This is a genomic window from Streptomyces sp. bgisy027, assembly GCF_057710365.1.
Genome location: NZ_JBYIVZ010000103.1, coordinates 1 through 10,170 on the forward strand (window position 1 = coordinate 1; position 10,170 = coordinate 10,170).

Consider the following 10,170-nt stretch of genomic DNA (forward strand, 5'->3'; position numbering starts at 1 on the left):
CCTTTCCTTCGGGTAGCGGCCTGGGTCGCCCCGCTCGGCGAGCGGCCGTCACCACTGAAGAGCAGAATGCGCAAGGTCTGTTCTTCTGGCCGCGGCGAGGCGTTCGCGTTCCGCAGGAGGGTGTCGAGGGAGGCTCCCAGCTCCGGCAGGTGTGACGCGGGTCGGTGCGGAAGCGATCGATCCTCGACACGCCGTGGTCTCGCTCTGGCCCGTCCGTGACAGCACCGGCTGCCTGGTGATGATCCGGACCCACCGCTGTCTCGCGGACGATCCGACGGCCTCGGTCGGCACGGCACTGACGAGGGCCCAGCTGGAGGTGCGGGAGCTGCCGGGCGCCGAACGCGACGAGGAGTTCCATGCGCTCGCCGGCCGGGCCGGGTGCGTCCCGGGCGGCGCCTCTCTCGACAAGTTGCGCTGCCGCTGCCCCCTTGGCTGGACGGCTCGGCATCTTGCCCGTCCGGGGAACCAGGAACGGCATGGTCGCGAGTTGGAATCGAACCCACGGCACTAACTCTGTGAAGCGGGACGACGTACTCTGTGAAGCGGGACGACGGACCCTTCAGTTCCCACCGAGAACCCTTCAGTTTGCGCGAACTCGCGGGACTCGACCGGTGCCGTTGCGGAGGCGATAGAACGCCCGCAGTCCCGGTGGGATGACGAGGTCGAGTTCCTGCTCAACCGCATGGATGTCGGTCTCTGGGGCGGGTGGGGGAGCAACCGGTAGGAGCGCGGAGCATTCTGCTTCAGCCCGACCGCCAGCCGGCCGGCGACGACGTACAGGACGACCGGACGCCGCCGCGCCTTCGGCGGTGCGGACTGTGCCTGGCGGAGGCCCGCCCGGCGGCCCGGCAGGCCGCCGGTGACCGCCGGCGCGAGGGCCGGGACCAGATCGGTGAGGAAGAGCGCCTCTGCCTTTACTCCGCCGTCTTCCTCAGAGCCTCGAGCCAGGCGACGAGCGAGTCGTCCAGCGCGGCCGCCAGGTTGTCCCGGTCGGCGTCGATCGGCGCGCCCGCCCAGGACTCCCGGGTGCGTACCACGGTACCGTCTCCGTCCTGGGTGAAGGTCCACTCGTGCACGCCGGTGATGCCGTGCGCGATGCCGCCCCACAGGATGCGGTACGGGGCGTCGACCGCGTAGACGGTGGAGTCGATGGACAGGCCCGCGGTCTCCCAGTGGAAGGTGGCGCCGGGGGCAAGGGGGCCGTCGAGCCGGGCCTCGGTGATGGCGGACTGCCAGACGGGCCATGCGCGGATCGCGGTGTGCAGCTGCCAGACCCGCTCGAGAGGAGCGCAGATCCGGATGGTGTGGTCGGCGATGACGGGGGCGTGCTCGTCGATGGTCGTGGGGTAGGTCATGGTGTCTCCTCGGGGCCGGGGCCCGGGCCGCCGCTGCAGGGGAGTCAGCGGCGGCCCGGGCGGGTTGGGTGGGTCAGGCGGGCATCTCGGCGTCGGGGATCCAGTCGCCGTGGATGCCGGCGGGCACCCTGCGGGGGAGTTCGACGGCGGCCACGGTGCTCAGGTCGCTGGCGTCCAGGACGAGCAGCTGTGAGGCGTCGGCCTTGAGGTCACTGACGATGTTGAGCAGATAGCCGTCGTCCTCGGCGGTCCCGCCCGCGGCGGGCGCGAAGACGGCCTCGCCGGGCATCCGGCCCTCGCTGTGTGCGAGCAGCTTCTGCCGGCCGGTCCGCGAGTCGAACTTGACGGTGTGGTAGCCCGACAGGCCCGCGCCGGGGAAGGCGATGGCGTAGCTGTAGCGGTAGTCCGAGCCGGTGTGGGCCTCGTTGATCGACGGGAACTCGGTGACCAGGTCGTTGAGGGACTCAGCGGTGGCCTTGCCCGTGGCCGGGTCCATGATCCATCGGTAGAAGGTCGAGCCGGCGTCGGGGCTGCTGCCGTAGCCGGGAGCGCCGACCCACCACTTCCACGAGTTCTCCCAGGCGGAACGGTCGAAGCGCGGTGCTTCGAGGACGATCCGGCCCTGCGTGTCGGTGTAGGCGTTGGCGACGTGCAGCAGCGCCGCCTGGTCGGGCGCCTCGAACCAGGTGGTCTTACCCCCGGCGCGCGGCATCACGCCGATGCGCAGCGGGACCTCGTCGTGCCAGCGGTAGGGGATGCCGGAGTGCTCGGCGTGGTCGAAGACCACCGGTGAGTTGATGAAGACGATGTGTTCGCGGGTGATGGCGAAGTCGTGCATCAGTGACGGGCCGGAGCCGTCGACGACCTGCGACCTGACGATGGCGCCGGACGCGTCGGCCACGTAGTAGGTCAGGTATGGCGCGAAGGGGCTGTAGCTGAAGAAGTGGAGCTCGCCGGTCTCCGGGTCCTCCTTGGGGTGGGCGGTCATCGAGCTGGTGAGCTTGCCGCCGAAGTCGTAGACGCCGATCGTGTCGAGGTCGGCGCTGACCTCCCAGGGCAGGTTGGCCTCCTGCAGGGCCAGGTAGCGGCCCCCATGGAAGATGATGTTGGTGGCCGCGGCGCTGACTTCGAGTTCGGTTCCGGTGAACGGCACGCCGTCCAGGAAGGGGGTGCGCACCCAGCGATTGCGGTACCACTGGGCCCGGCCGTCCTTGAGACGGACTCCGTGGAGCATGCCCTCGCCGCGGAACCAGTGGGTGGGCGTGACGCCCGGCTTCGGGTTGTGGCCGTTACGGAAGTAGCGGCCGTTCAGCTCGGGCGGGAGAGTCCCGCGCACGTTCAGCTCGTGGCCGGTGATCTCGTCGGTGACGGGGGTGAAGTGGCCGCTGATGTAGGGCTTTTCGAGGGACATGGTCATGCCTTTCGGGTCGAGAGGGCCGAGATGAGCAGCGTCAGGGCGGCGCAGGCGAGGAAGGCCGCGCCGGAGGTGGGGAGCAGGGTCAGGAAGGACAGTCCGATCGCGCCGCCGATCTGTCGGCTGGCGTTGACCAGCCCGCCGGCCAGGCCGTTGTCTGCGGCCGGGACGCCCGTGGAGGCCATCGCGGTGAGCCGGACGAACGCCACCCCAAGACCGGTGCCGATGAGGAGCGTCGGGCCGAGCAGGTCCACGGGGAAGGTGTCGTCGCCAGGCGTTCGGGACAGCCAGGCCAGTCCGGTCGCGAGGATCAGCAGGCCAACTGGAAGCACTTGGCGGCCGGAGACCTTGCCTGTGACCCACGACGAGAGGGTGATCATGAGGGCGAGGGGAAGCTGGGTGAGCCCGGCTTCCAGGGGCGAGTAGCCGAGAGCGCGCTGCTGGTAGAGGGGCAGGAAGTAGAACAGGCCGAGCCAGACCGCGCCCAGCAGCGCCATGAGCATGTTGGGCGCTGCCACCACGCTCATGCGCGCCGGCAGCAGTGGGTCGGCGGCACGACGCTGGAGCACCGCGAACAGGCCGAGCAGCGCCACACCGACCACGGCGAGCGGCCATGGGCCGGACAGGCCGTAGCTGAGCGCGACCAGACCCACAGTCACCGTCAACGCGCCCAGGGCGTCCAGGCTTCCGCCGCGCGGCTGGTCGGCCCCGACCAGCCGCCAGGTGGCTGCCAGCGAGCCCAGGGCTATGGGCACCATCACGACGAACACCGCACGCCAGCCGTACAGATCGGTGAGCAGTCCGCTCAGCAGCACGCCCGCCGCACCGCCGGCGCCGGAGACCGCGCCCCACACCCCGAGCGCTACGCCACGCCTCTTCGCGTCGGGATAGAGCGTCAGCACGAGGGCCAGCGCCGTGGGCGCCAGCAGCGCGGCCCCGACTCCCTGCGCCCCTCTGAAGGCGATCAGCATCCCCGCCGTCGGCGTCAGCGCCGCGCCCACGGAGGAGAGGGCGAACAGGCCGATGCCGACCAGGAACACGCGGCGAAGCCCGTAGACATCGCCTGCCCGCCCGCCCGGCAGTAGCAGCGCGCCGAAGACCAGTACGTAGGCGTTGACCGTCCACGCCTGGCCCGTGTCCGACAGCTCGAGCCCGGCCCGGATCCGGGGCAGGGCGACGTTCACGATCGAAGCGCTCAGCACGACCAGGAACTGGGCCGTGGCCAAGACCGCCAGTGGCATCCAGCCGGTGGCGGTGGTCCGTTGCAGTGCGGTGCGGGTCATGGCTAGACACTCGCAGCGGGCGTCTACCGCTCGCGTCGGTAGTCATTGCCTATACGACTGCGTGCGGGAGACCCGTAGGCGTGTCCCGGGCGTTGTCGGTGTGCCGGGTGGAGGCGGCTGGGAGCCGTAGCCGGTCTGCAGCAGTCCCGGTTGGCATCGGTCGTTGTCAGTGGGGTTGCGTCCTGGGAAGTGGTGCAGGCGGTCAGCCTTCGCGGTATCGCAGGTCGCGCCGGGTTCGGCCCAGCACCCTCGGGCCGGGCGGCCCCAGCCGCCCGGACGGGCTCGCACAGCGGCACGGAGCTTCGGCCGGGGCGGCCGATCACCAGCCATTCCGGACCGGCGCCGTCCGGATGGCTGCACCACTTGGCGGGACGCGATCGGAGCGCGCCATGCGTGCGTTCTCCGCAGAGACGCCACCGCACTTGGCGCGGGCGGTGTCACGTGCGTAGTCGAGAAACGTGGTGAGTTCGGGTGTGCTCGTGCCACGCGGGCGGCGTGTCGTCCATTCTGGTCATCGCCGACGCGTTTCCGATCAACGCGCCCAATGCCGAGGCATTCTTCGACGGCCCCAACCTGCCCACCCAGCTTCATGTCCGGCAGGCCGCCGCACCGATTCAGCGCCGGTGGGCCGCCCGGCGTGATCCCCGGACATGCCTGGGCGACCGGGGGACGTTCCCGGATTCCCCTGCCGCGTACGGCCGCATAGGTTTCGGACATGCTCGAGACACACACGGACGTGCTGATCGGCCGTCAGGATGAGATACGCCGACTCGACGCCCTGCTCCAAGCGACACGGGAGGGCCGGGGCGGCGCTCTGGTCCTGCGCGGCGAGCCGGGCATCGGCAAGAGCGCGCTGCTGCGGCGCCTCAATGAGGCGGCGACCGGATTCCTCGTCATGCAGGCGTCCGGCGCGGAGTTCGAGATGGAGCTGCCGTTCGCCGCGCTGCACCAGCTGCTCGCGCCCGTCACCGGCCAGCTGACAGCGCTGCCCGCGCCGCACCGCAAGGCCCTGGAGATCGCCTTCGGCCTCGACACAGGCGCACCAGACCCGTTCCTGGTCGGCGTCGCGTCGCTGGGCCTCCTCGCTGAGACCGTGCGCGAACGCCCGCTCCTGTGCGTCGTTGACGACGCACAGTGGCTGGACCAGGCGTCGGCCAAGGCGCTGGCCTTCCTGGCCCGCCGGATCTCGGCCGAGTCGATCGCTCTCGTGTTCGCCGCGCGGGAGCCGAGCCGCCTGCCGGAGCTGGGCGAACTGCCCAGCCAGATGCTGCAGGGACTCGGAGAGCCGGAGGCCCGCGCACTGCTGGCCGCGGCGGTCCACGCCCCGCTGGACGAGCGGGTCCGCGACCGCATCCTGGCCGAAGCGCGCGGCAACCCCCTCGCACTGGTCGAGCTTCCCAGGACCGCCGGACTCGCCGGTATGGCAGGTGGATTCGCCCAGCCCGACTCGGTACCCGGCGTCATCGAGCAGAGCTTCCGCTCCCGGCTGGAGCTCCTGCCGCCTGCCGCCCGGCTGCTGGTGACCGTGGCCGCCGCCGACCCGCTCGGCGACCCCGGCCTGCTGTGGCGCGCGGCCGAACTCCTGGGCATCGACGCGGACGCCGCCGCCCAGTCCGTCCCGCTGGTCGAGCTCGGCACCCGGATCCGCTTCAGCCACCCCCTCGCACGCTCCGCCGCCTACCGCGCGGCGGCCCCGGAGGAGCGGCGCAGGGCGCACGAAGCGCTGGCCGCCGCGACCGACCCTGTCGTCGACCCCGACCGGCGGGCCTGGCATCGCGCCCAGGCCAGCGCCGGCCCCGACGAGAAGGTCGCCGCCGAGCTCGAAGCCTCCGCCACCCGTGCCCAGGAACGTGGCGGCGTCGCGGCGGCGGCCGCCTTCCTCGAACGCTCCGCCGCCCTCACGATCAGCCCGGCCCAACGTGCCGATCGGGTGCTCGCCGCCGTCCAAGCCAAGCTCTCCGTAGGCGACTTCGACACGGCAGCCGACCTGCTCACCACCCTCCGGACCGACGATCCCAGCCAGGCCGCCCGAACCGACCTCCTCCGCGGCAGGCTGTCTTTCGTCCGCCGCCGGGGAGACGAAGGCCCCACCGAGCACCTTCTGCGCGCCGCGGCCCGGCTGACCGCCGCCGACCCCGCCTGGTCAACGGATTGCTACCTGGACGCCATGGAGATGGGCCTCTTGCTCGGCGGCCTCGACCACGTCGTGGAGGCCGCCAGGAACAACCTGCCGTCGACCGAGCCGGCATCCGGCGCGGCTGCGGTCCTGGCAGGCCTGATCAGCCTGGTCAGCGACGGACATGAGGCGGCAGGGGAGATCCTCAGGCCGGTCGTCGGCGACGCCGACCACGTTGTGTGGACAAGGCGACCGTCACTGGGGTTCATGGTGGCCACCGAACTGTGGAACTTCGACTCTCTGCACGGCATCGCCACCCGTGCCGTCGCCGCCGGCCGTGAGTCCGGCTCCTTCCACGCGCTGCCCATCGGACTGGCCATGCAGGCCACCGCGGCCGCGCACACGGGTGACTTCGGCACCGCGATGGAGCTGATCTCCGAGGAGGAGGCGATCGCCGACGCCACCGGCGCGGCGCCGCTGGTCTACCCCCGCCTCCACCTGGCCGCTATGCGCGGGCGACGCAAGGACGCCGTCGCACTGTTCGCGTCGGTGGACCACCGCATGAGCCTCAGCGTGCAGTGGGCGACTGCCGTACTCAACAACGGCCTCGCCGACTACCCCGCCGCGTTGAAGGCTGCGAGGCAGGCAGTCGAGTACGGCGCCGTCGGCATGGCGGGCCTCGCCCTGCCGGAGCTGGTCGAGGCGGCCATGCGGTGCGGCGAGACCGAGGTCGCCGCCACGGCCCTCTCGTCCCTCCAAGAGCGCACACAGGCGGGCCGGGAGGCATGGGGCCTCGGCGTCGAGGCCTACGCGCGGGCCCTCGTGACCGAGAACGAGTCCTCCTACCAGGAGGCGATCGACCTGCTCGACGACAGCGCACTGGTCGTCTACCGCGCCCGGGCACACCTGCTGTACGGCGAGTGGCTGCGCCGCCAGGGCCGACGGCGTGACGCCCGCTCAGCGCTGCGCCTGGCGCACGAGCCGCTGTCCGACCTCGGAGCGGAGGCGTTCGCCGAGCGCGCCGCCGGCGAGCTGCGCGCCACGGGCGAGCAGGCCCGCAGTCGCACGTCGAAGGCATCGGACCAGCTGACGATGCAGGAGGTGCACATCGCACGCCTGGTCGCCGACGGCGCCACCTCCAAGGAGGTGGCGGCGAAGCTGTTCCTCAGCCCCCGGACGGTCGACGCGCACCTGCGCAACATCTTCCGCAAGCTCGGGCTCACCTCACGCAGGCAGCTGCGAGAGCTGCCCGACATCCGCTAGCCGCATGGTGGTGGCCGCGGCCTCCTGCCCGTTGATCGACTCGACGGGGCCGGGCCAGCTCAGCCCGTACTTGGCCCTGTAGGCGCCGGAGACGCGTTGAACGAGCTCGGGGTCCTCGACCGGCTGGAGGACCACCGACAGCCGGGCCCCGGCCACCTCCACCTGCGTGTCCGCGTGCCGCAGAACCCGCCGGTACCAGCCACTGCGCCGCCCGAAAGCCGAGCGGACATACGCCTCCCCGTCGAGCACCACCACCCAGACCGTCCTGGCCGACCAGCGGTCGTCCGCGTCCTGTACCCACAAAACGATCTCCGAGCGATCCATGACAGTGTCCATGGACCAACCTTCGCCGCGCAGGCACTACGTACGCGTCGGTGGTCATCGCCTACATAGGCGGACATCGCCGACGCGAGGGCGTGCTCTCGCGACGACGCTGAGTGCCATGACGAACAACGACACGAACCCGGCAGCCGCGACCGCAACCGACACCCTGACCGCGACCGACGCGGCAACCGTAACCGGCCTGCCTGAGGCGGCCCCTGACACGGCGGCGCCTCACGACAAGGGCGCGACGAGGAACAAGGGCGTGAGGAAGGACAAGCGCGAGAAGACGAGCACGGCCCGTCGGCGCACCGCCAAGGCACTTGCGTACTTCGCCCTGATCTTCACGGGGCTCCTCATCCTGGCCGAGCCGTGGCTGCTGATTCCGGTCGCCGCGCTGGTCCTGGCGATCTCCCTCTGGGACTGACTGGGGGCCGCCGGACGGCGAGCCCACCCCCGGACCCTTCCGCTGGTCCCCGTCCAGCTTCTCCGAGGTTGCCTGGTCCGGGGAGCCCGCGAAGGGCGGGGGTCCGGCAATCGGGTCCAGCCCGGTCAACGCGTACTGCTTCACCGTCCTGCTGGCCGCCGCAACCGACACCGTCACCGCGAGCCATGGAATCTTCCCCAGCACCCTCGTCGACCTGGCCGGCACGATCGGCCGCGCGGCCCTGGGCGACCTCCTGCCCGTCCACCGACGGCAACGGGTGAAGGCCCGCACCCGAAAGAACTCCACCAGCAAGTACGGCCCGAACGCGGGACAACACCCCACAAGGCCCGGAACTACACCGTCCGCACCACCGTCGCGTTCTTCGCCCACGGCCTCAAGAGCCGCTCATGGCCCTAACGCAACGGTGCTGAGGCCCCAGCCCGTGGTGACGAGGGGCCTTCACCACGGCGCGCCCGGCCCGAACGGTTCGAAGAACATGACGTCCAGCGGATGCAGGTGCCGGCCGCTCAGACCGGGGAAGCCGGATTCGGCGGGGCCGCCGCGCAACCACGTGAGCAGGGTTGCCGTGAAGTCGCCTGGCAGGGGCGGTCCTTGGTCACAGTGGCGTGGGTTGACGGCTACACGCCATGTCTCGGGCGGGCCGTCCGCGCACCAGCCGATCTGGTCCCCGTCGATCGGTGACGCGAACGGCAGGAAGCCGCCGAGCTCGGGCCACGCGGGCATCGGGTAGTACTGGGGATGGGCGGCGCGCAGTTGGCGGTATCCGTCAAGCATGCCCTCGACGGTGGCCGCGAGCCCCTGCTCCCGTGGCCGGTCCAGGGACAGTGGGGCGCTCATGTCCAACCACCAGCTCCAGTTGCCCGCCCCGTACCGCTCCGCGAGCGCCACGAAGTCCGCCGGCAGCCTGGTGCCGAGCCGCTCGAAGACCTGCTCCCATGTGCCCTCGCCCAGATACGGCTCCAGGGGCGGTGGAACCAGCGCCATGACGGCGTCGAGGCCCGAGCCCTCGGTGAGCGCCGCGTGCTGCCGCGCGTCCACGGCGGTGCCCGCAGGCGGTGGCGACCAGGGTGCGGCCCCGGCCAGCGGCGGCCAGACCCGTATCTGTGAGGACAGCGGGCCCAGCAGCCCGCCGGGCTCGCCCGGGTGCGGCACGCCGGTGCACAGCAGCGTGAACAGCAGCTCCAAGAACGGCACTTCGTAGTCCACCCAGGGCTCGCTCACCCCGACTGCCACATTCGTGGTCATGAGCGTGACCGGCCACTCGTCGGGGTCGTCCGACGCACCCGTGTCCCAGAAGAGGTGGTCGCCGCTCCTTGTCGTGGCGAAGGCGAGCAGGCCGCCCTCCTCGGGCAGGAAGGGGTGCCGACGCGCGGTGAACATGCCGGGCCGGATCGCCGAGTGCCGGTGCGTCTCGACGATCCATGCTGCGTACTCGAAGCGGCCGTCGGTGCTGACGCACGGGGGGTGCAGCCGGATCGCCGCACCCGGGCCGCCTATCTCGGCCGCACCGTACGCCGACACGAGCGCCTTGTAGTCACCGGGCAGCGGGGTGCCGAGCCAGCCCTCGACCGCCGCCCAGTCGACGGCGGGCGCCGGGACGGGCGGCGGTCCGACGCGACCTGTGAACGCGGTGATCCGCGCAGAGTGATCCATGGAGCCGAGGATGACATCCCCCACCGACATTGAGACTGGGACCTGGCACCGCTTGGGCGTCTGACCCGCCCACTGACTGACGCTTCAGCTGTCCTCGGGGTGAACCGCTCGGCTCCCGGGCGGTGCCACAGCCCGAGTGACCGGCCGGTCTACCATGACCTCATTGCCTCGCCCAACCCCCTTGCCCCACAGATCACAGCGTTAACGCAACGGCGTTGGCTGTGAAGTTGCCCCGTGATCTTGGCCACTTGAGGGTTAGCCGCGAGGGTGTGTTGATGCCGCTGTCTGGTCTCGGCGGGGGTGGGGTAGCCGAAGAT

Annotated in this window: 8 protein-coding genes and 1 pseudogene; 3 read left to right on the forward strand and 6 right to left on the reverse strand. The window is 71.2% G+C overall.

Annotation, left to right across the window (positions count from 1 at the left end):
- Positions 1-193 precede the first annotated feature (193 nt).
- Positions 194-511, forward strand: coding sequence for a hypothetical protein (locus tag AC3ETA_RS47180; RefSeq protein WP_432199064.1), 318 nt, complete (start codon positions 194-196; stop codon positions 509-511).
- Positions 512-914: 403 nt separating this feature from the next.
- Here AC3ETA_RS47180 and AC3ETA_RS47185 read toward each other — a convergent pair whose 3' ends face one another.
- From AC3ETA_RS47185 to AC3ETA_RS47200, 4 genes and pseudogenes are all read right to left on the reverse strand, one after another.
- On the reverse strand, positions 915-1,355 hold the full coding sequence (locus tag AC3ETA_RS47185; protein ID WP_432199065.1) for an SRPBCC family protein: 441 nt from the start codon (positions 1,353-1,355) through the stop codon (positions 915-917).
- Between the two features lie 73 nt (positions 1,356-1,428).
- Positions 1,429-2,772, reverse strand: a complete 1,344-nt coding sequence (locus AC3ETA_RS47190; RefSeq protein WP_432199066.1) for a carotenoid oxygenase family protein — start codon at positions 2,770-2,772, stop codon at positions 1,429-1,431.
- Positions 2,769-4,052, reverse strand: a complete 1,284-nt coding sequence (locus tag AC3ETA_RS47195; protein ID WP_432199067.1) for an MFS transporter — start codon at positions 4,050-4,052, stop codon at positions 2,769-2,771. Before AC3ETA_RS47195 ends, AC3ETA_RS47190 begins: the two co-directional genes overlap by 4 nt.
- Positions 4,053-4,437: 385 nt before the next feature.
- Positions 4,438-4,567 (reverse strand): annotated as a pseudogene (locus tag AC3ETA_RS47200) (mini-circle protein); the annotation flags it as partial.
- 200 nt (positions 4,568-4,767) lie between these two features.
- Here AC3ETA_RS47200 and AC3ETA_RS47205 point away from each other — a divergent pair.
- A complete protein-coding gene (locus AC3ETA_RS47205; RefSeq protein ID WP_432199068.1) occupies positions 4,768-7,431 on the forward strand; it encodes an ATP-binding protein in 2,664 nt (887 codons plus the stop codon).
- Here AC3ETA_RS47205 and AC3ETA_RS47210 read toward each other — a convergent pair.
- Entirely contained in the window at positions 7,393-7,767 is a 375-nt protein-coding gene (locus AC3ETA_RS47210; protein WP_432199069.1) for a DUF2255 family protein, read from the reverse strand. The two genes, AC3ETA_RS47205 and AC3ETA_RS47210, sit on opposite strands and share 39 nt — an antisense overlap.
- A gap of 106 nt (positions 7,768-7,873) precedes the next feature.
- Here AC3ETA_RS47210 and AC3ETA_RS47215 point away from each other — a divergent pair, with 106 nt between their 5' ends.
- Positions 7,874-8,179 carry a hypothetical protein gene (locus AC3ETA_RS47215; RefSeq protein WP_432199070.1) on the forward strand — a complete coding sequence of 102 codons (306 nt, stop codon included), beginning with the start codon at positions 7,874-7,876 and terminating at the stop codon, positions 8,177-8,179.
- A 459-nt stretch (positions 8,180-8,638) separates the two neighbouring features.
- On the opposite strand, the gene AC3ETA_RS47220 is transcribed toward AC3ETA_RS47215, so the two are convergent.
- Positions 8,639-9,853 carry an SMI1/KNR4 family protein gene (locus tag AC3ETA_RS47220; protein WP_432199071.1) on the reverse strand — a complete coding sequence of 405 codons (1,215 nt, stop codon included), beginning with the start codon at positions 9,851-9,853 and terminating at the stop codon, positions 8,639-8,641.
- Positions 9,854-10,170: the final 317 nt, after the last annotated feature.